Genomic DNA, 22,532 nt, shown 5'->3' with positions numbered 1-22,532 from the left:
TCCAGAATGGAAATAGACGTTTTGTTTATTTTCATTAGTGGCAACAGCCAAGCAGGAGTAAAATCACGTTACTCTTTAGGGGTAGAGCTCGTATTTTGTCTTGTGGGCTTGTGGTTACTTTGTAGGAATATCTTAGATGACAAGCCTTTCTAAACTACAACAACGTTTTCTAGATATCGCGACCGACGTCCGTCTTTCTCCAAAACAGAAGTCGAGTTGTTTAGCTTTAGAGGCTGAAGCGTGCATTCCTTACATGACCGTATCTCCATCACTGAGACAAGCAATGGATGAAGGCATCATCTGCGATATGTTTGAAGGTCATGCACCGTTTAAACCTCGCTATGTGTTGCCTGATTACGCTAAATTTCTATCGCAAGGCTCAGACTATTTAGAGTTGTCTCCGGCTGATGATTTCGATGATGCGTTGAACATGCTGACCATCATTTACCATCATGTTCCTTCGGTAACGAACATTCCGGTTTACTTAGGCCAGTTAGATGATGTCTTGTTGCCTTACATAGGCGACCTAACAGAGAGCCAGATTTACAAAAAGTTAAAACATTTTTGGATCATGCTGGATCGCACATTGCCAGATGCGTTTATGCATGTGAATGTCGGACCGACAGACAACATTATTTGTCGCACTGTTTTAAAAGTAGATGCGGAGCTCAAGCAGATCGCACCGAATCTCACCTTTATGTACGACGAGACAGTTACACCTGATGATTTACTTCGTCAAGCGACACAGAACATTTGTGAATGCAGTAAACCGCATATCGCCAATTACCCAATGCACACGAAAGCCTACAACGGCTCACGCTTTGGTATTGTAAGTTGCTACAACTCGCTTCCATTAGCAGGTGGCTCGAACACATTGGTGCGAATGAATTTAAAAGAAGTTGCAAAACGAGCATCAGACTGTAACGACTTCTTAAACAGTGCGTTGCCTTCTTACCATCGATTAATGGTCGAGCTCATAAACGCAAGAAGCACGCACTTGCATGAAAAATCGAACTTCTTTCAAGGCTTTTTGACGCAAGAAGGGTTGATAAAAGAGTCCTATTTCGCGCCAATGTATGGCGTTTACGGCATGGCCGAAGCGGTAAACCTTCTATTTGAAAAAGAAGGGCAAATAGGGCGATACGGAAAAAATGATCGAGCAAATACTTTTGCTCATGATGTTTCAGCAACACTGGCTAAACTGGTGGACTCAACCCCGGTGAAATATGGTTTAGATGGCAAAGCGCTCTTACATGCACAAGGCGGCATTAGCTTAGATCATGATGTTACGCCAGGTGTACGTCTGCCTTATGGTGCAGAGCCAGACCCTGTCACTTATGTACAAGCAACGGCGAAGCATCATCAGTATTATCGTGCGGGTATCAGCGATATTTTGACGATTGATGAAACGGTGAAATCTAACCCAGAAGCGATGTTCAATTTATGTAAAGGGGCACTAAATGCTGGTTATCGTGAGTTTACCGCGAATGTCACTTCAAATGACTTAATTCGCGTGACAGGCTACATGATCAAACTTTCAGATGTCGCGAAATATGATAAAGAAGGTTCGAGAACCAACACGACGTTTCTAGGTGCGGAAGCAGCAAAAAATACCAAAATTTTAGAACGCTCACCACGTGTGGTGAGTCATGAAGTAACACCGACTTACACGCAGGCATAAGTTCGGTTTAGGAAAGAACAAGATGTCTAGACGAAGTGGAAGCCTTTTGGCAAAAGTCACTCATATCCTTCCTTTCTCTTGTGTTGATGGGCCAGGAAATCGTCTAGTCATCTTTCTACAGGGTTGTAACTATCAGTGTTTGAACTGCCACAATCCTCACACGATAAACCATTGTAATCATTGTGGTGAGTGTGTGAGTGAATGTTCAGCAGGCGCATTGAAGTTCGACGAAAACAACAACGTTGTTTGGCTTAAAGAGGAGTGCACCCACTGCGATCATTGTATAGAGATATGTCAGAACCAATCTAATCCAAAAATTACTGACTACTCTGTAGTAACAATGCTCGATTTGATACGCAAACATCGCTTTTTCATCAGTGGTGTTACTGTATCCGGTGGGGAATCTACCTTACAACTTCCTTTCATTATTGAGCTGTTTAAAGGGATAAAACAAGATCCTGAATTACGGCACCTTTCTTGTTTCATCGACAGTAACGGTTCTTTAGCGGTTGCTGGTTGGCAGCGTATTCTCCCTTTTCTGGATGGCGCAATGATCGACTTGAAAGCGTGGCAGACGGAGACGCATCAGTGGCTAACTGGGCGTGATAATCATCGTGTATTTAAAACCCTTCATTACCTAGCTGAACACGAAAAATTGTACGAGGTCCGCTTACTGCATATTCCCCAAAAAAGTGATTTAGATATAGAAATCGTAGCAATTGGACGTTACTTGAGTACTCTTCCTGAATCGGTGCTTATCCGTTTAAATGCCTTTCAGCATCACGGAGTAATGGGGGAGGCGTTAACTTGGGATATGTGCTCTCATCATGATATCGAACGCTTAAAATCAGAGCTTCGATGCTACGTGAGTAACCCTATCACCGTGCCGACAGTACTCACGTAGTACCGTTGTTTATCTATGCTTACGCATCACAGGCATCTAAATCTAACATGGCGCAAGCGTCGAGTAATTGTTGCTGTAACCATTTTAAAGCGGGATCGTTTAAGCTCGCTTTGTTCCAAACGAGGCTGTAGGCTACTTGCCCGTAATCGAATGGAAGAGCTTGCTCAACCAAACCTTTTGCTTGCATTGCCGCTCTTGCCCAAAGCTTGGAGCATGTGAACAAGTAATCCGAGTGCTGACACATCACCGCAGCTGAACCAAAGTCGGCTACACGCATGGCCAAGTTTCGCTTTGAATGCCTTTGGGTGAGATTTTGCTCAAAATAAGGTTGTGACAGATCTTTATCATGAATACCGATGTGTCTTGCACAAAGGTAACTTTCAACAGATAAGGGTTGCTCAGCGAGTGGGTTCGATGCTCTCATTAAGCAAACCATTTCGTCTTTCAAAATGGTTTTCCATACCAAGTCTTTATTTTGTGTGGGTGGTTGGCTGAGATCGTGAGGAAGCAACAAAAAATCCACTTGACCTCTTGCTAATGCATCGAAACTCATTTCCTCTTTCGCATGGACATTCAAGTGCGCGTGATTGCTCAGTTGTTGGGACAAGTGCTGTAGAACTGGCGCAAAGAGCTCAAACGAACTTTCACGCATTGCTAATGAAAAACTACCTTGATAGTAAGCCGGATTAAAAGAGCCTTGATGTAATAACCCATTCATACTGGAGAGTATGCCATGGATTGATGGGCCTATATGCAGCGCAAATGCTGTCGGCACTAAGCGAGTGCCATCACGGTAAAAAAGGTCATCCTTTAGCGTTTCGCGCAACTGTCCGAGCGTTTTACTGACGCTCGATGGTGTTACACACAAGCGTTCTGCCGCAAGTGTGACGCTGTGAGTGGTTAACAACATATGTAAAACAGTTAGATGTTTAAGGCTTATACGCGAAAGAGCAATGTAGTCCATAAATAGCATGGTTTCTTATGATTTTTGGCAGTATATCAGCATGAAACAAATTTTTACTATTGTTTATCTCGGAAATACGCCTGTTTCTCTTTGAGCTCAATGCATTTGATGGGTTGCATAAGGATTGATGGTGCTTATAAGTCTAGAAATTTATCTTAGTTTTGTTGGACTTTAATGCTTTCATTTATTCAATTCTAAAGCTTCTATGTAATTTTAATCAATTTGGAGGAGTTGATTGATTTGTACACGAATTAAACTTGTTCCTTGTTAATTAAAATAGATATTGTTTTGTTGATTGTTTGGTGATTTACTCATGATCCCTCAGTAACAAAGGTATAAATAATTAATGGACGACCCCTTTAGTCGACAAAACCCTTCACCATATGTCTTCTTATTATTGGAGACATGCTCATGCTAGAACTTTTTATGCAACCAGAAGCTTGGGCTATTTTCGCCACTTTGTTTGCGCTTGAAGTTGTCTTAGGCGTTGATAACGTCGTTTTTATCTCTGTCTTATGTGAAAGACTGCCGCTGCACCAACGTAAGCTGGCAAGAAACCTTGGTATTGGTCTTGCTGTTATTGCTCGTATTGGTTTAGTGTTTTCAATCTCTTGGATCATGCAACTGACTCAACCACTATTTTCTTTGGCGAAACAATCGTTTACCGGAAGAGACATCATCATGATTGCGGGTGGTGCATTCCTCTTGGCTAAAAGCCTGAAAGAGTTGTGGAGTTGGTTAAATCACAACGAGTCTGCTCACTCAACTCACGCCCGTACTGGTTTAGCGGTAGTTCTGTTGCAGATTGTTGCCGTGGATGCTGTATTCTCGATGGACTCGGTGATAACCGCCGTTGGTTTGACAAGTGATGTCCCACTTATGGTCGCAGCGATTGTTTCGTCAGCTATCGTGATGGTCATGACAGCCGAAAAAATAAATAACCTGGTGTCGTGTTACCCTGGTTTTAAGACACTTGCTTTGTTATTCCTCGTTTTGTTAGGTGGTTTATTGATGGCAGAAGGCTTCGAAATTCATATCAACAAAGGTTATGTGTACTTTGCGATGGCATTCGGCTTAATTCTGGAACTTTGTCATATCCAGTTAAAAAACAAACAACGCCCGACTATTAAACGTCTTAGTCCGTTGCGAGTTCATCCAACGAGATTAGAAGCTCGTCAATAATAAAAGATATTGCCGCTCATATGAGCGGCATTTTTATATTCGTCATCACCTATTTTTGCTCTCTTTTTATTTTGTTGTCGTTTCGACAAAAAATCGCATTTGTTGTGAGGTTGAAGATTTTTTATATAGACCGCCCAACTAATATGAGTGAACGACAATAATGGATAAAATGATCGATGCGTTAGCAACCCATGGCTACTACATCTGGGATGATTTTCTTTCTGAACAAGAAGTGGCTCAATTACGAGACTGCATTCCAAGTAACTGGAAAAAAGCGCGTATTGGTCGTAATGACGATGTGACTCGTATTGAGTCAATTCGAAGTGACAAAATTCAATGGTTATCGCCCAATATGGGGCACGCGGTTACTTCTTACTTAGATAAGATGGAAGAAATACGCCAAGAAGTGAACCGTCACTTGTTTCTGGGGCTTTTTGAGTATGAAGCTCACTTTGCCAAGTACGAGGAAGGGGATTTCTACCAAAAGCATCTAGATTGTTTTAAGGGCAATGAAAACCGTCGATTGACAACCGTTTTTTACATGAACGAATCTTGGACGGAAAAGGATGCAGGTGAATTGGTGGTTTACGATCTAAATGATAATAAGATAGCAACCATCCCTCCTCAATCGGGACGCTTACTTTTATTCTTATCTGAGCAATTCCCGCATGAGGTTTTACCGACCAATGCTGAGCGTTTCAGTATTGCAGGTTGGTTCAGAATCAATGGTGTGCGAGACAATGTACTTGATATTGCAAAATGATTGGTTTGCAACCTGCACAAAATCAGCAAAGGGCGTAGATACGCCCTTTGTCGATTAAACATTAGTTGATAGCTCGTAACACTCGGTCATGTTTCGCTCTAGCACTGCATAGACGTCAGAACAAAGTTCTTGTTTAGCGACTTGCTCGCCCATAATCGCGGCGATTTGTGCTTGCGCCATTCGTCCTCGGTAGGGACGGTCCTGAGACAGAGCTTGAAAAACATCGGCAACCGCGACAATACGCGAAGGTACATCGAGTTCGTCTCCTGTTTTATGATAAGGATAGCCAGAACCGTCCAAACGCTCGTGATGATTAGAGGCCCACTCCGCTATTTTAGCGTTGGGAAACACTTTGTGTAATGCGAGCTGAGTATCAATTGTATGGCGTTTAATACGCGTATACTCTTGTTTATTAAGAGAGCCTTCTTTATGAAGAATCTCATCTGGTGTTTTTAACTTTCCGATATCATGCACCAACCCAGCAATAAATAACATCTCTTGGTCGTGCTCACAGAACCCAAGCTTGATGGCTAGATACCGAGATAACTCCGCCACTTTTTGCGAATGTTGATAAGTAAATGGGCTTTTTGCGTCAACAATTCGAGCGATAAACATTCCCAAACTATTCATATCTTGGATGGTGAGCTGTTTTTGAAGCCAATCAATGCTTTTAAAGTTTAATCCGATGGTTTCTATATTTTCAGACTCCATCGCGAACCAAAATGCGTCGGTCATAACGAGCTTAACCATTGCCTTAGCCATGTCTGGATTAAACAAAGTTCCAGCGTTTGCCATGATGCATTCTGCAATTAGTTCTTCATGAAGTGTGACAATGTCACAGTGGCAGTTCATGACGTATTTGGAACGCATAAAATCGAGACGATCGGCTAAATAGAGTAGGGCAGCGACCTCTTTTTCAAAAGGCGGTAAATCAAGATATTTTAGTTCACTCCAATGTGTATGGTGGTAAAGAACAGGTGTAGCAAACTGACGTAACAAACGACACTGCTTGAGGCTTCGGTATCCTCTTAAGCAATGTGTTTTTACATCTTGTGGCACCAACTCCTCAAGTAACATTTTATGTTCTTGTGTTTCGGAGACCCCACAATCGTGGATCATCCCTGCGAAGTAGCAAAACTCCGCTTTTTCTGGTTCCCAGTTCATGACCCGAGCACATTGGTAAGCGATGTAAGCGACACGATGGCTATGGTGCGTATCATCAACACCGACATAGTCGAGTGCTCGAGCAACCCAGATAAGTGCTTGTTTCAGATCGACTTCAAAGCCCATGTCCGTATGGGAATGGCAAGAATGATTCATGGTTTATACCGACATTGCTAATTAGCCCACGCTAAACCCAAATCAGAAGGTGATAGGAAAAATTGGGTACGACAGCGAATAGACCCCAAAAAGGTGGGCGTTTAGACATAGTTTTGATTATGGGCGGGATAATAATCCTAGTTGCATAATAATATCACCTGAAGCTCATGGTTAAGAGTCAGATATTTGAACTAAGTATAAGTTTTGAAAGATTATTGTTGCTCTTGTTGACTTATTTGAAAACGACAATAAATCATGATGTAACGCATTCTTATTTTTATTTTTGTAAATCGTGTTCGGGCTTAACCAGAGACACACGGTATTGATGTGTGATTAACAGAATTCATATTGTTGCTTTTGAAGGCAAAAAATAAGAGGACTTCTTCGAGGCTTGCTCTGTAACTAACAGAGTAATAGGGAAAGCAGCTTGTTAACTACATGACAATAGAGCGTCGTTGAAAACATTTTCTCTGTAGCTCATGTCGTTGAGGAAAGATAATAAAATGGTACGGTTTCCCAGCGATGCTAGCCCTTTTAGTGAGATAAGTTTATTGAAAATGTGTGATTGCAAAGTAAGCATAGGTAGTAAAAGTAGCTAGAATGATAGCTCTAAATGAAAAGGATTTCGTATGTTGAAGCATCGTTTATATCGGAGTTACACCGCAGGGTTAAAAATAGCAGCCCTTATCCTTCCTATGCCGAGACCAACCTTGTTTTCCGGCCCTGGTTCGATGAATGAGCTATTAGAATCGATGGCCGAGCTGGGATTTAAACGCGTTTTGTTAGTAACCGACGAAGGGTTAGTCCAAGTCGGTATTGTAGATAAGGTGCTTGAGGCAGCAGCACAACTCGATTTACAGTTAGATGTTTTCTCGCAAGTTAAGCCCGATCCTACCTATGATCAGGTTGAGAGCGGTCTAGAGGCTTATCATCGTTTTCATTGTGAGGGCATATTAGCTTTGGGTGGCGGCTCTGCAATGGATTGTGCAAAAGTTATTGCTGCGAAAGTTACCAATAAACGGCCAATAAAAAAATTAGCTGGACTATTGAAGGTATGGCGAATGCCAGCACCGCTTTTTGCTATTCCAACAACGGCTGGAACCGGAAGTGAAGTTACTATCGCTGCGGTCGTGTCAGATCCCTCCTCACACATTAAAACCCCTTTAATGGATCCAAAGTTGGTGCCACTAATGGCAGCTTTAGATGCGAATTTAATGATTGGTTTACCTCCTAAGATCACGGCTGATACTGGCGTTGATGCATTAACCCACGCTATTGAGGCCTATGTATCGAAAAACGCTACTCAAGAAACGATGGCTTATTCGGTTGCCGCTATTAAACTCATTTTTAAATATCTTCCTAGGGCTGTGATGCAAGGGGATGATGTCGAAGCTCGTCATAAAATGGCTATGGCATCCTATTACGCGGGTTTAGCATTTACCAAAGCGAGTTTGGGTTATGTTCATGCCTTTGCTCACACATTCGGTGCGAGATATGGAATACCTCATGGTATGGCAAACGGATTAGCCTTGTTGCCTGTGCTGCGCTTTTCATTATCAGAGATTGAGCCTCAACTAAGAAAGCTCGATGAGTTGACGGCCGAGGGGCAGTTAGGTAACGCAAGTGCTCAGCATTTTTTGGCGAATCTGGAGTCCTTGTTTTCAACTATTGATATTGAGCAAACCAGTGCGCTCATTCAACGTGAAGATGCTGATGCGCTTGTTGATTTAATTCTGAAAGAGGCGCACTGGAATTACCCTGTTCCCAAGTTCATGAACAGGGAAGAATGCACACAGTTATTGTTAAATATCAGTAAGGTGTAAATTATAGTTTACACGTGTGGTTTTTTATCCTTACACTTTGCTTGATCTTCTGCTAAAGATCCTACAATATCGACGGCAATACAAATATGGTGTTGGTTTCGGTCCGCCGTTGCCCGATCTAATACTGATAATTTCTAATAAAGTGTAAAGATTAATATACAATGAGTCGTTCTAAAGTATTCGGTAGTACGCTAATTATTGCGGGCACTACAATAGGCGCTGGTATGCTAGCGCTTCCACTTGCCTCTGCCGGCATTGGTTTTTCAACTTCTATTATCATCATGCTAGGCTTATGGGCTCTGATGGCTTTCACTGCCTTGCTTATGCTTGAGCTTCATCAACATGCGGAGAGTAGTGCTACACTTCATACTTTGGCGAAACAGATCCTAGGTCAAAAAGGCAAGTGGGTGGCAAGTTTTGCGATGTTGTTTCTTTTCTACTCATTATGTGCAGCGTATATCGCTGGCGGTGGTGCTCAGTTCGGAGACCGCCTTGCACAATGGTTTGACCTCGATATTTCAGGGCCTACATCAACGATAATCTTTACCTTGATTGTGACTTTAGTTGTGACAGTGGGTACCGGTACGGTCGATAAAGTAAACCGAGTTCTGTTCGCGATGAAGCTCATTGCGATGGTTGCGGTGCTTTCTTTTCTTGCTCCAAACGTTACGGAATCTTACTTGTTAGGTATGCCAATCGAACAAGGCCTTGTTGTAGCGGCGATTCCGGTGATCTTTACTTCGTTTGGTTTCCACGGAAGTATACCTGCAATTGTGAATTACTTAGACGGTGACACTTCTTCTTTACGCAAAGCCGTTATTATTGGTTCGACGATTCCACTCGTTATTTATATCTTTTGGCAAATCGTGACGTTGGGTGTGGTTAGCCAAAGTACGCTTGTTGAGAACGGAGGGTTGAGCGCACTGATTGGTCAACTATCCCAGACAGTACACCAATCAAATTTGGGCAGCATTGTTGGTGTGTTTGCTGACTTGGCATTGTTGACATCGTTCCTTGGCGTGAGTTTGGGTCTATTCGAATTTTTGGGTGATACCATCAAAGGAAGTAACGATAAGCCTAATCGTTTGATTGCGGCACTAGTGACGTTTACTCCACCGCTAGGCTTCGCACTTTTCTATCCTCAAGGCTTTATTATGGCTTTGGGCTATGCAGCGATTGCCTTAGCGATTTTAGCCATCTTTTTGCCTTTGGTTATGGTGATCAAGGTTCGTAAATCGGATGATTTTACTGGGGAGTACCGCGTCGCTGGTGGTCAAGGTGCGCTAGTGATAACGGGCATTGCTGGCACTGGCATCGTATTAGCTCAGGTGTTAATTACGCTAGGTGTGCTTCCTGCTCTAGGCTAGTTGTTTAGAACGTTCTTTGAATAACCTCTAGTTACTGAATCCATCGTAATCAATCAGTATTGTTAGGCCAACGAGTTTTGCTCGTTGGCTTTTTTAATCTGGATCAAATTACCGTAAGATATCCGGTGAAAAAATTGGTAGAAATGTGCTTTTATTTCGTACACTTAAGTTGTGGTATATCGATAATTTAAGTGGAGAAAACCGCTCAAAATACCATTGAATTTGCAACACAATGAGCTTTTCTTGTTTCTCTGCTTTGGTGTGGAGGTGAAGCATGGCGCACCGGAGTTTTTACCCGTTTGCAAAACCGCTTAACGAGCAACTGCAAACGCTAAAAGGCAGGATGCAGGCGCACTTGCCATGTATTGATAGGGTGTCATTTGCAAAATATCACCCAGACCAAGATGTGCTCAAATCATTTGCAGAAAGTGAGTTTGACACTTGGTGTTTAGCCCATCACGAATCAGCATTCCGTAAACTCCACCACCTCAATATTGCCTCTAAAAACGCGGTTCCTCGTATCGTCGAAGACCTTCATGATATTAATCACTGTCCTCGGGTTCAAATTTTACTCAAACACGGATATCAGTCGTCGGCTGCTATTCCTTGTTATGACAACAAAGCTTTTACTGGTTTTGTATTTTTGAACTCCACTCAACGTGATGCGTTTAGTTTAGAAGCGCTGAATGGTCTTAAACCTTATTTCGAAATGATTCGATTTGCGGTTGCATCAGAGACTCAAGTAGTCAATGCGATAGAAACGCTAGCGAACCGAATGCAATGTATGATGCCAGGCTATTCACCTGAGTATTACGCGCATACCAAACGCATGAAGTACTACAGTCAAATTATCGCAACGCAGTTAGCGGATCGTTATCACCTGAATGACGAAATGGTCGAAGATATTGGTATTTTTGCTCAGTTCCATGCGCTCGGTGATAGTCAGCTGCCAGTTGAAATTGCTAGCCGCCGAACAAATTACTCTCAAGAACAAGAGGCGATATTGATTCAACATATTGAGCGTTGTATCGATTCAGCGGATGACATAGTTGCCCGTATCGGAAATCCGGTTCACCCGAGTGTGACTTTGTTTTTGCAGATGGTTACTTATCAGTACGAAAACTTAAATGGCACTGGTTATCCTTATGGTTTAACCAATGATGATATACCAATCGCCGCGCAAATTACGGCTGTCGCGAATGCCTTTGATTTTATGACGACGCACCATCCGTACAGACAAGCGTGGTCCATCCCATACGCATTGTTAGAACTTGAAAAATGGGTATATCAGGGATGGTTATCTCGAGAATGTGTTGATGCTCTGCGAGAGCATCAAGGTTATATAAAGCAAATCATCCACAAATATCCCGAGCACTATACAGGCTTGGGGTTAATGTGAAGAGCAGTAACAAAGTTGAAATGTTGACGAGGAGGAATATTTAAACAATACTGTTTTTATATACAGTAATGAGTTTGGAGGTGAAGTATGTTGTGGGAAACCCTTGAAAGAGTAAACCGCTTACGCCAACAAGCACTTGCAAATCCTGAGTTTGTTGAGTCAGCAAAAGAGCACGAACAAGCACTTCAGGAGCAAGAATACCATTATCAAACTAAGAAAAAGCGTTCAGCCAAAGACAAACAAGGTAAAAAGTCGCTGGCCGATATCTATAAAGAAGTAGAGTTTGGCGCTGACGCTCGTCATTAATGTATTCACTGCGGCATTTTTCATTTCTTCATACGCTGCAGTATTCGTTCAAATTTATGCGAGAGCAGTGGGAGACCGCTGCTCTCGTTGACCTGCCTATAATTTACTAATGAAGTTCAGCAGAGCAAATTATCACTAACACTTAGCAATTCTCTCAATGATCTTGTTGATGTAATGATAATGACAACGGTTTGCATTTGTATCTTTGTTGTTATATAAAACCTCCCTTATTAATCGTTCTGTTGAATAAGAACGGCAAACGTGATCAACGAATGAGAGCTCTGAATAACTGTTATTCGTAAATGGCTATTAGGTGAAGTAGGGATGTTGGAAGCTAAAGCACTCCAGTTTGAGATTGAAGGCAAGTCATTGCTAAAAGCGTTTGATGTGACATTTGAACCCGGAAAAACATACGCTCTTGTTGGACACAATGGTTCAGGAAAATCCACATTGTTAAAGTTGCTGGCACAGCAACAGCCATACACCGCTGGTGACGTGGTTCTGCATGGAACGAGCATTAACGATCTCTCAGCGAAAAAATTCGCCCAACACATTGCCTACTTGCCTCAGCATCTTCCGGTGACCGACAGTATTTTAGGTCGAGATTTAGTCGGTTTTGGTCGTTATCCATGGCATGGTTTACTTGGACGTTTGAGTAAGAAAGATCACGACATTGTTGAAGAAGCAATGGCGATGACAGGCACACTAAAATACGCAGATCGCTTAGTGGACACGTTATCTGGAGGAGAGCGTCAACGTGTGTGGCTAGCTATGCTGTTAGCCCAAAAAACCGAGTATTTGCTTCTTGATGAGCCTTTGTCTGCGCTAGATATCAGCCATCAAGTCGATATGTTGAAGCTTATCTCTAAACTCAGTCAAGAACTGGGCTTGGGCGTTATTATCGTATTACACGACATCAACTTGGCTGCACGATTTTGCGACTACATCGTTGCATTACATCAAGGTGATTTGATTGCACAAGGCAATGTTGAACAGGTGTTTACTGAACCTAAGTTGAGGGACATATATGGGATAGAGATGATGATCTCTGACCACCCTGCGGGTTATCCGGTGGCGATGCCAAGCTAAAGGTTGGAATAATGAGCAGTACAAACACTCGACTTAAACATTTCTCTTTCGCTCTCTCACTTAGTGCGCTTTTGGTCAGTTCTTTTCAAGCACTAGCTGACGCATCACCTCGGGTGATGTCGGTTGATTGGACACAAACTGAAACGATGTTGGCTTTAGGGGGCGTACCTGTAGGCGTTGCTCAAGGGCAAGATTACGATGCTTGGGTAAAATCGCCACCGTTACCACCTCAAACGAAGGATGTAGGGTTAAGAACTCAACCCAATATAGAGCGCATTTACGAGCTCAGACCTGAGCGTATTTTTATTGCCCCGTACTTCTCCTCAATGAAGCATCGCTTAGTTGATATCGCCCCGGTTACCACCATTGACTTATATGAAAGCGGGATTACGGATTGGTCGGTACTTACCAGTTTCACTCGGAGGTTTGGTGAAGAGCTGGGAAGAGAGGCGGAAGCAGAGGCGCTTATCCAACAATATGAAAAACGTTTGTCTTTATTAAAACAGCGTATAAATAAAGGCCAGCCGCCACTTCTAATGATTCAGTTTATGGATACAAAGCACGTACGTGTTTTTGGTCAAAATAGTCTTTACTCCCAGGCTATCGAAAAGATTGGGCTGAGTAATGCATGGAATGAAAAGACGAATAGCTGGGGCTTTAGCCTAGTTGGCATCGACAAGTTAGCTGGCATAAAAGCTCAAATTGTTATCGTAGAGCCATTACCTTACGGTGGAGCGGAGCAGCTCTCTCAAGACCCATTTTGGCAATATGTTGTTCAACAATCTGGTGAAAAGGTCATGCAAGTCGCACCCGTTTGGAGTTTTGGTTCTATGCCTTCAGCTCTCCGTTTCGCAGAGTTAGTTACGGCGAGTAAGGTCGAGGAGTTAACACAATGAAAACGATGCCTTTAAGCTTTGTGGTGTTACTTTCGGCATTTACCTTTTCTATTGGTGCTTTCCAATTGTACCAAGTAAGCTCATTTTCGTTGGCTCTAATCAGTTTATGGGAGCCTAACTTTCAATCTATCGATTCTGTTTTACTTCACTTTAGCTGGTGGCCTCGAGTCTTCACCACGATTATATCTGGTGCTGGATTAGCGGTTGCTGGGGTATTGATGCAGCAAGTGCTGCGTAACCCTCTCGCTTCACCCACGACACTTGGTGTGGCGAGCGGTTCAAGTTTTGCTTTGATGTTAGCTACGCTATTCGCACCTTGGATGTTGGATATCGCGCCTAATTTGGTTGCTCTCATCGGCGGTGTGATATCGATGGGGCTGGTGATGCTGTTGTCATGGCGACGAGCGTTATCTCCAACGGTTGTCGTCGTTTCTGGGTTAGTGATAAACCTGTACTTTGCATCATTAAGTACGGTTATTCTGATGATGAATACCGAAAAGCTGAATGGGTTAATGATATGGGGAGCCGGTTCGCTTGTTCAGAGTGGATGGGGAGATTTCTCGTATCTTGCCCCTCGAATCGCACTTGCTACGGTCGTTGCATTTGTGATTGCAAAGCCGTTAAGTCTGTTGGAACTCTCCGAGCAAGGTGCCAAGAGTTTAGGTGTCTCGCTAGCTAAGTTGCGTTTTGTCTGTCTTGGGCTTGCGGTGTTAATCACTTCTTGGGTGGTTTCTGCCGTAGGAATCATCGGTTTCATCGGGTTAGCGGCGCCAGCGATTACTCGATTGATAGGTATCAATAAAATCCAGCATAAGCTTTGGGTATCAATGCTGATTGGTGCCATGTTATTGACTTTAACCGATTTGGTTATTCAGCAACTGCCAGGGCTAATGGCGAGTTTTATACCAACGGGAGCAGCAACCGCTGCACTGGGCGCTCCGCTACTGTTATGGCTGTTACCTCGTTTATCACAAAAGACGCAGGGCCATACTCAAACAGTGTTAACTCGACACCGTCAACATGTTTACAAGCTAAACCCTAAAGCGATCTCATTGGCGTTGATCGGCACGTTAATTTCTGTTGTTCTTTTTGCCACGGTTGCTGTGCAAAATGAAGGGTGGACAAACTTATTTGCTAGCCAAAATTGGATTTTTTTGGAATGGCGCGCACCTAGGTTATTTGCAGCAGCAATTGCGGGGGCAATGTTGGCGATTGCTGGAACCATGATTCAACGCCTAAGTGGAAACCCAATGGCAAGTCCTGAAGTGATCGGTATCAGTTCAGGGACAGCGATGGGATTGATCATCGCGATGTTTACTGGGTTTGGTTCGTCAATTTTCACTCTTTCTCTAGGCGGGCTCGTAGGCGCATTAGCGACGGTATCAGTCATTGTGCTGCTAAACCGTAAGTCAGGCTTTCAGCCGGAGCGTATTTTGTTGACTGGTATTGCGATTACCGCACTGATGAATGCAATACAGAGCTTTATTCTAGCCACTGGTGACCCAAGAAGTTATCAAGCATTGGCTTGGTTGTCAGGGTCTACCTACTATGTCTCGGTTGAAACGTTACTCCCGTTGTCTTTATCTGCGCTTGTCTTTATAGGGTTGAGTTTTCTCTGCGTAAGATGGCTAGATATTCTTCCTGTCGGTGCCGCTTCCTCTAAAGCGCTTGGAATTCGAGTTGATCGTTCACGCGCAACACTGCTTCTTTTAGTTGCTTGTCTCACGGTCAGTGCGACATTGGTTGTTGGTCCGATTAGCTTTGTTGGGTTGTTGGCTCCGCATTTAGCTCGCTTATTTGGTTTTAACAAAGCGTCACAACACATGTTATGCGCCGCGATACTGGGGGCAGGGGTGATGTTGTTGGCTGATTGGTTGGGACGACAGGTCCTTTACCCGCAAGAAATACCAACAGGGCTTATGGCGTCTCTCATTGGCGGTTTGTATTTAATGTGGGGTTTACGCCGCTTATAGAGATGAGCTAAGCCTCAACCAAGAAAGTACTTATACAAATAAGCACTCGTAGTGGCATTCGTAACCTATGCGAGTGCTTTATGCAAAACCTCTGGTTTGTCTTTTACGGAAACAACTGGCGATGCCGTAACTCGCTTTTCTTTCAGCGGTCGCTGAAGTCATGAAGGGTTGGTTTGGCTGCCGACAAAAAGGAGAGAATATGACTCGGCAGTTTATGCTGACACCAACGTCGATGGCGGTTGTATTAGCTGTATCAACGCCAAATGTCTTGGCTCAGGAAGATGAAAATATAGTTGTGATTGGACAGCAGCAAGACAGTGCAGTTGGTCCAGATTTTAGTTATCTCGGAGCGAAGAGTCGGGCAGCGACGAAAACTGATATTGCTATCAATGAGACTCCAAGAGCGGTGTCTGTTGTTACGCGAGAGCAAATGGATGATCGTGCCTCTATTAGCATTTCTGACGCACTACAGTACACACCAAGCATTCAAACTAATTATTTCGGCGAAGATAACAAGCAAGATTGGTTTATTATTCGTGGTTTTAAACAAGCGAACAGCGGGTTGTATCAAGATGGTACCCGTTTATATTCTTCTGGCTTCTATAGTTGGCAAATAGATCCGTTTGCGTTAGAGAGGGTTGAAGTTTTACGTGGTGCAGCGTCTGTTCTTTATGGGCAAAACCCTCCAGGTGGGGTTATCAATGTTGTCAGTAAGCGACCTCAATTTGATGGGGGGTCAGGACTTGTATCTTTGGAGTACGGTTCTGAAGACCGTAAACAACTTTCTCTTGACGTAAACTCTGAGGTGAGTGAGCAGTTAGCTTTCCGCTTTCAAGGGTTAGCGAGAAAAAATGGGACGAGAATTAGTGGGGTAGAAGCAGAGCGCATTCTTCTCTCTCCATCGATGACGTACAAATTTAATGAGACGTCTGAAATTACCTTTCTAACGAGCTATCAAAAAGACGACTCAGATCCTTATCTGCAATTTTTGCCAGTTGAAGGAACGTTAACGCCAAACAAAAATGGAAAGATCAGTGATAGTTTAGCGATAGGCAATCCTAACTGGGAGACGTTTGAGCGTGAGCAGGTGTCTTTAGGCTATGAGTTTTCTCATGCATTTAATGATACCACTTCATTTGTTCAAGCAGCTCGTTACAGCGAAATGGATGTTAAGCTAAGACAAATGTATTCGTACGTTTACTCGGCTGACGTGCCTGCGTTGGGGCCGGCTTTGGACCCATCAAATGAACGCAAAACCATACTTCGGGGTGCTTCAACAGAAGATGGGTCATCTGATGCTTTTAATATCGATAATCGTTTGATGCACCAAGTAAATTGGGGAAGTGTTGAGCATAACTTGATGTTGGGCATAGATTTTCAAATGATCAGTATCGATGGTAAAGATTTTGCCAATGACCCTATCGTTGCTAATGGTAATGCATTATTAAACACACCAATGGGAGCTTTGCCCGATCCTAGGTTTAATGTATTTAATCCTACTTATTCGGATAACATAATGTTACTCGATCCGAATACGCTACAACCATTGAGCGAAACCGATAAGCAAAGAACGAAAATCGATAATCAGCAGCTCGGCGTCTACTTTCAAGATCATATGCTGATCAACGATAAATGGGCGATGTTATTGGGGGCACGTTACGACGATACAAGTAATGAAGTACATAATGTTACCACGGGTGCTCGCACGAAAGTCGATAATGGAGAGTGGACGTTTAGCGTGGGAACGGCTTATATTTCTGATTCTGGCTTCACGCCATACTTTAGTTACTCTCAGTACTTTGATCCAATTATTCAAGAAGACAGCAATGGTAAGCCAGCGAAGCCTGAAAGCGGTGATCAATTTGAAATCGGTATGAAATACCAACCGGATTCATTTGATGGTTATTTCAATATTGCAACGTATCGGGCAACAAAAGAAAACTTGGCTCGTATCTACTTGAGTGAATTAACGCAAATAGGAAAAATAGAAAATAACGGCGTTGAGTTTGAAGCTGTAGCTAATGTGACACCATCCTTAACATTGATCGGGAACATTGCGTACGTTGATGCAGAGATAAAAGAAGACATCAATAAGGAATGGGTTGGCAAAACACCTTCCCAAGTGGCGAATACCGTATCATCAGCTTGGGCACATTATCGTTTCTTTGATGGACCTCTTGATGGCTTTGCTGTTGGCTTAGGCGCGCGCTATACAGGTGAGTCATACGGAGACAATGAAGAGAGACTAAAAGTACCAAGTTATTTCTTAATGGATGCGACGGTCAGTTATCGAATCGGCGATTACAAGTTACAAGTCGCAGCTAAAAACATCGCGGATAAAAAGTACATAGCGACATGTGATGGCTTTTGTTGGTATGGCGACCGACAAAATGTTATTGCAAGTTTAACTTACGACTGGTGAGTTAACGTATAAATAAACACCCCTAACTTTAGGGGTGTTTATTTAGAAATCGGCTTTACGGACAAAGTGCGGGTTTTTGTACTTTTTCTGCGGACCAAACGATGATACGACAAGTTTGTTCCATAATGTTTTGTCAAACTCACCCTTTGGAATCGAAGGGTAGAGGGTTTCCTCTTCTTCTCTTGCAAAGTTCATATATTGTTTCTTTTTAATTTGATTGTACTTTTTGGCGATCTGGTTATGTTTTCTTACCCACTCCAGCTTGTAATTGTGGAGCACTTTTTCACCATCTTCGAGACTCATTCGAGATAGGAACAGTCGCTTGTATGAGACCTTTCTGTCCAGCATTGTGCGCATAACGGTTTGGATATATTTACCGTGATGCGTAATGGTAATGTCGTTTTCATCAATAGGAGTGACACACCAGCCTTTAGGTAAAAAGTCTGGCTTCTTAAATTGCTTATTACGCTCCATTAGCGCCTGATGTAAAACTAAATCAGAGGTGCCGCGGAACGTCTTTTGCCATTTACCGATACGAATTTGAATCGAACCAGGCAAGCGATAGATGTTAGTAAACTTATCTTTGTCCATGGACTTGTGTCATGAGATTAATGTGCATAATTAGAAAGCGGAATTCAGCCCAATGCCACAGGCAGTAGACTTAAGTACCGTACGATTTTACAACGACCTTGCGTGATATAGCGAGGGGTTATGTCAATAATAGGTAAGAAATAGAAAATTAGTTCACATTATGAAGAAATTGGAAGCTTACAAGGCTAAATTTTGAAGTTACACCAATTATGCCCATGCCGACTAAATAAAAGAAGGCACGGGCATAAAATCACACCGCTTCTTCGAGTTGCTTGGTGTCTTCTTCAATCTGTTGTAGGTGTCGGTTTGCTTGCTGTAACTGATACATTTGAGCATAACGACCATTTTGCGTTAAGAGTGCTTTGTGTGTACCTTTCTCGACTAACTCCCCATGATGAAGAACAATGATTTGGTCTGCATCTAGGATAGTTGACAGCCGATGAGCAATAACAACGAGCGTCATGTCTTGTCTGAGTACCGCCAAGCTCTTTTGGATTAAAGCCTCTGTTCCTGAGTCAATATTTGCGGTTGCTTCATCTAATATCAATATCTTAGGTTTTACCACAAGCACACGTGCTAACGCCAAAAGCTGTTTCTGACCCGCAGATAAATTAGTTTCGCCTTGACCTAACTGCGTGTCTAGTCCGTTAGGGTAACGATGAATTTGTTCTGCCAAACCTATCTTGTCTAACGCATCCCATATTTGATTGTCATCAACCGCCCGACTGAGAGAGATGTTTTCTCTGACTGAAGCAGGGAGAATATGTGGATCTTGTTGGACCATTGCCACATCTTTGCGAAGTACGTCTTTCCCTAATGTTTTAAGTGGACGACCATCTATGAGCAGTTCACCACATTGCGTTGGATAAAAGCCCATTAACAGTGACGCTAATGTGCTTTTACCGCTTCCTGTATGCCCGACAAGCGCGATAAAGTCTTGGTGGTTGGCCTTCAACGAAATGTCTTTTAATACGTCCTGTTTACCATCGTAGCTAAATGTGAGGTCTTTAAGTTCGATAGCACCTGACCTTAATGGTTGATGATCGTCCCCGTAAGTTTGTTCTTTCGCATCAATCAATTCAAAAACACGTTCGCTTGATACTAACGCCTGCTGAAGTAGAGCAAGTTGCTGAGTCATCTCAATTAGTGGTTCAGTAACTCGCGCAAGATAACTGATAAATGCATACAGTACCCCCACACCAATCAACTCAATACCATTAAAACCAAAGATCGCAACCAAGCAAAGCAACGCAAGACCAGCGAGCAAGTCCATTAATGGTCTTAGCAGATAGCCGTTTAGCCGAATCACTCGTTTAGATGCCACCAGATGCTCTGCGGTTAGCTCGTTGAACTGTTTATTAAAACGCTCTTCTTGTTGCATTAATTGGATGACACTCATCCCTTGAATGGATTCACTCAGATTCGCATTTATATCGGTCAATAGGTCACGCATCTTTCGGTAGCTTTCTGTACTTAGCTGCTTAAACAAGTACATAAAGCCGATGACGATCGGCAGCAATACAAGCACAACGAGTGTGAGCTTCCAACTCATGAAAAACATAACTCCAAGCATTACGACAATCATGACCACGTTTTTCACCACGGTCGCGATCAAAAGCTCATAAAATTGCTGTAAAGATTCCGTATCGTTGGTGATTCGCGACACCAATTTTCCAGCAGGAGTGTAATCAAACGCAGATAACGGCTGCTTAATCACGCCAGAAAATACTTGCTTACGAATCGCTTTGATCGTGTTAGCCGCGACAATGCTAAATTGCAATGACTGAAAATACTGGAATGTTGCCGATACGATCTGAAGAGCGATATAACCTACTGCTAGCGAAATCAGAACATTTTGTGAATAGTCACCTTTAGCGATGTGCTCATCAATGAAATATTGAATCAACCAAGGGCCGCCGGCGCTGGCTAACGCAGCAATAAACAGCAAGGCGAGTCCTTTAATCATTGGCTTTGGTTGAGATAATGGGTAAGACATTAACCGTTTAAACGTGCTGGTCTGGTTCATTCATTATTCCTCCATCGCCTGCTCTAGTTTCTGATACTCGAACATCTCGGCGTACCAGCCTTGATGCGCTAATAAAGCGCTATGTTGCCCACGTTCAGTAATGTGTCCGTGATTCAATACAATGATCTCGTCTGCTGCTTCCAAAGCGGTGAGGCGGTGCGCAATAACGATTAGGGCTTGATCACGGTAGTGTGTTTCCAAATTCTTAAGGATTTGATGTTCGGTCCGTCCATCAACAGCGGAAAGTGCATCGTCCAAAACCAACACTTGGGCATTCAGCAGCATAGCGCGTGCTATCGCAATACGTTGTTTTTGCCCGCCGGAGAGTGTAATGCCTTTTTCACCAACTTCTGTTTGGTAGCCTTCAGGAAACTTTTCAATATCGTCATGTATACAGGCTAACTTTGCTGCTCTATAGACTTCTTCTTTCTCTGCATTAGGGTTGCCTAAGGCAATATTTTCGAAGATAGATTTGGAGAATAGAAACGGACTTTGGTTAACGACAGCAAAACGGTTGCGCCACTGCGGTAGTAGGGCATCCTTGATCTCGACATCCCCGAATTTAATTGAGCCGTTTTCTAAATCATGTTGACGCAAAAGTAGTGTTAACAGGGTCGATTTTCCGCTTCCTACCGGCCCTGCAACTCCCAACATTTTTCCGGGTTCCAGTTCGATGTTTACTTCCGTCAAAGCGGGCGGTAAATCACTAGACCAATGGAAATCGTCGATATCAATTTTTAACGGAAGTGGTTTATTTTCTATTGGCTTATTGCCACTGATAATTTCTGGCTTTTCATCAAAGATCTCTTGTAATCGGTTCCATGCAGCAGAGCCTCTTTCTAAAATGTTAAATAGGAATGCGAATGCCAGCATCGGCCATATCATCAACCCTAAATACATCGTAAATGCGGTCAGATCACCAAGCGTGATCTCACCTTTATCAACAAGGTAAGCACCAGCAGCGACACTAAGAAGGAAAGAAAGACCGATGGTTAACTGAATTGCCGGGTCAAATCTAGCATCGACTCTTGCGACAGCGATGTTCTTTTCGCCAGTATCATCCACAACCTCTTCAAAACGTTGCTGCTCTTGGTTTTCTAATCCGAAAGCACGCAGCATTCGCACGCCATTAAGTGACTCTTGTGTCATGTCTGACATGGTAGAAAAGGCTTCCTGAGCGACACGAAAGCGTTGATGTAGGATACGCACAATAAAGAAGATGATGATGCCAAGAAATGGCATTGGAAGAAGCGCCATTACGGTGAGCTTCCAGCTTACTTGCGTTACCATAATGATTAAAACCGCAATACCAGTGATCAAAGAGTCTGCGGCGGTTAAAACCCCTTCGCCGGCAGTCATAACGATATTACGCACATCATTAGTGCCACGAGCCATCAGATCCCCCGTCTTGTAACGTTCAAAAAAACGAGGTGGCTGTGTCGATAAATGCCTATATAGACGGTTACGTAGAATGGTCCCGAGCTCCCAGCTTGCGCCGAAAAGCCAAATTCGCCATAAGATGCGACACCCATAAATAGTAAAGATCAGTACAGTTAACCCTGAGAGCCATAGAATCAGCGTATTTGTATCTAAAGTGTTGTCTACGACGCCATCAACTATGATGCCAACTGCTTTGGGCGGAACAAGCTGTAGTGCTGATATCACAGCGAAAAGCAGAATGGATCCGACATAGTGCCTCCACTTTTGTTGGAAATACCAACGTAGCTGCCAGAATATTCTCATTACGCCTCCCGCTTTAAATTATTGAATTTGTTATAGAACTATTATTGAGCGAAATGATGAGTTTACAAGCACAAGTTATAAGC

17 protein-coding genes are annotated in these 22,532 nt (G+C 43.1%); 12 read left to right on the top strand and 5 right to left on the bottom strand.

Annotated features, from left to right (window positions below):
• The first annotated feature begins 136 nt into the window (after positions 1-136).
• Both MTF70_RS17620 and MTF70_RS17615 read left to right on the top strand, forming a co-directional pair.
• Positions 137-1,681, top strand: a complete 1,545-nt coding sequence (locus tag MTF70_RS17620) for a YjjI family glycine radical enzyme (RefSeq protein ID WP_042522875.1) — start codon at positions 137-139, stop codon at positions 1,679-1,681.
• Positions 1,682-1,703: 22 nt separating this feature from the next.
• Positions 1,704-2,585 carry a YjjW family glycine radical enzyme activase gene (locus MTF70_RS17615; protein WP_042522877.1) on the top strand — a complete coding sequence of 294 codons (882 nt, stop codon included), beginning with the start codon at positions 1,704-1,706 and terminating at the stop codon, positions 2,583-2,585.
• A 19-nt stretch (positions 2,586-2,604) separates the two neighbouring features.
• Here MTF70_RS17615 and MTF70_RS17610 read toward each other — a convergent pair whose 3' ends face one another.
• Entirely contained in the window at positions 2,605-3,549 is a 945-nt protein-coding gene (locus MTF70_RS17610; protein ID WP_042522879.1) for a LysR family transcriptional regulator, read from the bottom strand.
• A gap of 411 nt (positions 3,550-3,960) precedes the next feature.
• Here MTF70_RS17610 and MTF70_RS17605 point away from each other — a divergent pair, with 411 nt between their 5' ends.
• Both MTF70_RS17605 and MTF70_RS17600 read left to right on the top strand, forming a co-directional pair.
• On the top strand, positions 3,961-4,731 hold the full coding sequence (locus MTF70_RS17605) for a TerC family protein (RefSeq protein ID WP_042522881.1): 771 nt from the start codon (positions 3,961-3,963) through the stop codon (positions 4,729-4,731).
• A 160-nt stretch (positions 4,732-4,891) separates the two neighbouring features.
• The gene (locus MTF70_RS17600) at positions 4,892-5,494 is read left to right on the top strand and encodes a 2OG-Fe(II) oxygenase (protein WP_005377733.1); all 603 of its coding nucleotides are present in this window, start codon (positions 4,892-4,894) and stop codon (positions 5,492-5,494) included.
• A gap of 54 nt (positions 5,495-5,548) precedes the next feature.
• Here MTF70_RS17600 and MTF70_RS17595 read toward each other — a convergent pair whose 3' ends face one another.
• Positions 5,549-6,814, bottom strand: a complete 1,266-nt coding sequence (locus MTF70_RS17595; RefSeq protein ID WP_025766702.1) for an HD domain-containing phosphohydrolase — start codon at positions 6,812-6,814, stop codon at positions 5,549-5,551.
• A 629-nt stretch (positions 6,815-7,443) separates the two neighbouring features.
• Between MTF70_RS17595 and MTF70_RS17590 the strand changes: the two genes are divergently transcribed.
• The 8 genes from MTF70_RS17590 (at position 7,444) to MTF70_RS17555 (ending at position 18,089) form a co-directional block, all read left to right on the top strand.
• Complete coding sequence (locus tag MTF70_RS17590) at positions 7,444-8,637, top strand: iron-containing alcohol dehydrogenase (RefSeq protein WP_042522883.1); 1,194 nt, start codon at positions 7,444-7,446, stop codon at positions 8,635-8,637.
• A 161-nt stretch (positions 8,638-8,798) separates the two neighbouring features.
• A complete protein-coding gene (locus MTF70_RS17585; protein WP_042522884.1) occupies positions 8,799-10,004 on the top strand; it encodes an aromatic amino acid transport family protein in 1,206 nt (401 codons plus the stop codon).
• A 274-nt stretch (positions 10,005-10,278) separates the two neighbouring features.
• On the top strand, positions 10,279-11,403 hold the full coding sequence (locus tag MTF70_RS17580; protein ID WP_042522887.1) for an HD domain-containing phosphohydrolase: 1,125 nt from the start codon (positions 10,279-10,281) through the stop codon (positions 11,401-11,403).
• A gap of 87 nt (positions 11,404-11,490) precedes the next feature.
• Entirely contained in the window at positions 11,491-11,709 is a 219-nt protein-coding gene (locus tag MTF70_RS17575) for a hypothetical protein (RefSeq protein ID WP_005377723.1), read from the top strand.
• A gap of 324 nt (positions 11,710-12,033) precedes the next feature.
• Positions 12,034-12,798 (top strand): ABC transporter ATP-binding protein, encoded by a 765-nt coding sequence (locus MTF70_RS17570; RefSeq protein ID WP_005377721.1) that lies wholly within the window; start codon positions 12,034-12,036, stop codon positions 12,796-12,798.
• Positions 12,799-12,809: 11 nt separating this feature from the next.
• A complete protein-coding gene (locus tag MTF70_RS17565) occupies positions 12,810-13,694 on the top strand; it encodes an ABC transporter substrate-binding protein (protein WP_042522889.1) in 885 nt (294 codons plus the stop codon).
• A complete protein-coding gene (fhuB, locus tag MTF70_RS17560; protein WP_042522891.1) occupies positions 13,691-15,667 on the top strand; it encodes a Fe(3+)-hydroxamate ABC transporter permease FhuB in 1,977 nt (658 codons plus the stop codon). Before MTF70_RS17565 ends, fhuB begins: the two co-directional genes overlap by 4 nt.
• Before the next feature lie 199 nt (positions 15,668-15,866).
• Entirely contained in the window at positions 15,867-18,089 is a 2,223-nt protein-coding gene (locus MTF70_RS17555; RefSeq protein WP_205460939.1) for a TonB-dependent siderophore receptor, read from the top strand.
• A gap of 42 nt (positions 18,090-18,131) precedes the next feature.
• Here the strand turns inward: MTF70_RS17555 and MTF70_RS17550 are convergent, their stop codons facing one another.
• The 3 genes from MTF70_RS17550 to MTF70_RS17540 form a co-directional block, all read right to left on the bottom strand.
• A complete protein-coding gene (locus MTF70_RS17550) occupies positions 18,132-18,680 on the bottom strand; it encodes a hypothetical protein (protein ID WP_005377712.1) in 549 nt (182 codons plus the stop codon).
• 250 nt (positions 18,681-18,930) lie between these two features.
• The gene (locus tag MTF70_RS17545; RefSeq protein ID WP_025766695.1) at positions 18,931-20,706 is read right to left on the bottom strand and encodes an ABC transporter transmembrane domain-containing protein; all 1,776 of its coding nucleotides are present in this window, start codon (positions 20,704-20,706) and stop codon (positions 18,931-18,933) included.
• 3 nt (positions 20,707-20,709) lie between these two features.
• On the bottom strand, positions 20,710-22,449 hold the full coding sequence (locus MTF70_RS17540; protein WP_205460940.1) for an ABC transporter transmembrane domain-containing protein: 1,740 nt from the start codon (positions 22,447-22,449) through the stop codon (positions 20,710-20,712).
• Between the last annotated feature and the right edge of the window lie 83 nt (positions 22,450-22,532).

The organism is Vibrio sp. 2CM40D (assembly GCF_023161825.1).
GTDB classification, from domain to species: Bacteria; Pseudomonadota; Gammaproteobacteria; order Enterobacterales; family Vibrionaceae; genus Vibrio; species Vibrio alginolyticus.
This window is presented reverse-complemented; position numbering and strand designations above follow the sequence as displayed.

Coding starts and splice junctions, on each gene's coding strand:
- fhuB (WP_042522891.1), top strand. CDS start 13,691: ATGAAAACGATGCCTTTAAGCTTTGTGGTGTTACTTTCGGCATTTACC.
- MTF70_RS17545 (WP_025766695.1), bottom strand. CDS start 20,706: ATGAACCAGACCAGCACGTTTAAACGGTTAATGTCTTACCCATTATCT.
- MTF70_RS17550 (WP_005377712.1), bottom strand. CDS start 18,680: ATGGACAAAGATAAGTTTACTAACATCTATCGCTTGCCTGGTTCGATT.
- MTF70_RS17605 (WP_042522881.1), top strand. CDS start 3,961: ATGCTAGAACTTTTTATGCAACCAGAAGCTTGGGCTATTTTCGCCACT.
- MTF70_RS17600 (WP_005377733.1), top strand. CDS start 4,892: ATGGATAAAATGATCGATGCGTTAGCAACCCATGGCTACTACATCTGG.
- MTF70_RS17610 (WP_042522879.1), bottom strand. CDS start 3,549: ATGGACTACATTGCTCTTTCGCGTATAAGCCTTAAACATCTAACTGTT.
- MTF70_RS17540 (WP_205460940.1), bottom strand. CDS start 22,449: ATGAGAATATTCTGGCAGCTACGTTGGTATTTCCAACAAAAGTGGAGG.
- MTF70_RS17590 (WP_042522883.1), top strand. CDS start 7,444: ATGTTGAAGCATCGTTTATATCGGAGTTACACCGCAGGGTTAAAAATA.
- MTF70_RS17570 (WP_005377721.1), top strand. CDS start 12,034: ATGTTGGAAGCTAAAGCACTCCAGTTTGAGATTGAAGGCAAGTCATTG.
- MTF70_RS17595 (WP_025766702.1), bottom strand. CDS start 6,814: ATGAATCATTCTTGCCATTCCCATACGGACATGGGCTTTGAAGTCGAT.
- MTF70_RS17585 (WP_042522884.1), top strand. CDS start 8,799: ATGAGTCGTTCTAAAGTATTCGGTAGTACGCTAATTATTGCGGGCACT.
- MTF70_RS17615 (WP_042522877.1), top strand. CDS start 1,704: ATGTCTAGACGAAGTGGAAGCCTTTTGGCAAAAGTCACTCATATCCTT.
- MTF70_RS17580 (WP_042522887.1), top strand. CDS start 10,279: ATGGCGCACCGGAGTTTTTACCCGTTTGCAAAACCGCTTAACGAGCAA.
- MTF70_RS17555 (WP_205460939.1), top strand. CDS start 15,867: ATGACTCGGCAGTTTATGCTGACACCAACGTCGATGGCGGTTGTATTA.
- MTF70_RS17575 (WP_005377723.1), top strand. CDS start 11,491: ATGTTGTGGGAAACCCTTGAAAGAGTAAACCGCTTACGCCAACAAGCA.
- MTF70_RS17565 (WP_042522889.1), top strand. CDS start 12,810: ATGAGCAGTACAAACACTCGACTTAAACATTTCTCTTTCGCTCTCTCA.
- MTF70_RS17620 (WP_042522875.1), top strand. CDS start 137: ATGACAAGCCTTTCTAAACTACAACAACGTTTTCTAGATATCGCGACC.